This window comes from Rhizobium sp. rho-13.1, assembly GCF_007000305.1.
Taxonomy (GTDB): domain Bacteria; phylum Pseudomonadota; class Alphaproteobacteria; order Rhizobiales; family Rhizobiaceae; genus Rhizobium; species Rhizobium rhododendri.
Genome location: NZ_SCFL01000113.1, coordinates 1 through 282 on the forward strand (window position 1 = coordinate 1; position 282 = coordinate 282).

Genomic DNA, 282 nt, shown 5'->3' on the forward strand with positions numbered 1-282 from the left:
CATAACGCTGGAATGCCTGGACGACGGCAGTGTCCGGATCGCAGTGAAGGACAATGGGCCGGGCCTTCCCGACGAGATGAAAATACGCGTGCTCGAGCCGTTCTTCAAGGCGGATGCATCCCGGCAGGGCGGAGCGATGGGGAGCGGATTCGGCCTTGGCCTGACGATCACGAAGGGCATCGTTGAGAAAGGTCACAACGGCACGTTCCAGTTGCTCGACAATATGCCGAAAGGACTGATGGCCGATATCCGGCTGCCGCCCGCAACCTGACAGGCTTGCAG

General features: G+C 60.6%; 1 protein-coding gene. It reads left to right on the plus strand.

Annotated features, from left to right (window positions below):
• The coding region (locus tag EQW76_RS28875) for an ATP-binding protein (RefSeq protein ID WP_143123539.1) at nt 1-271 on the plus strand (271 nt) is incomplete at its 5' end.
• Between the last annotated feature and the right edge of the window lie 11 nt (nt 272-282).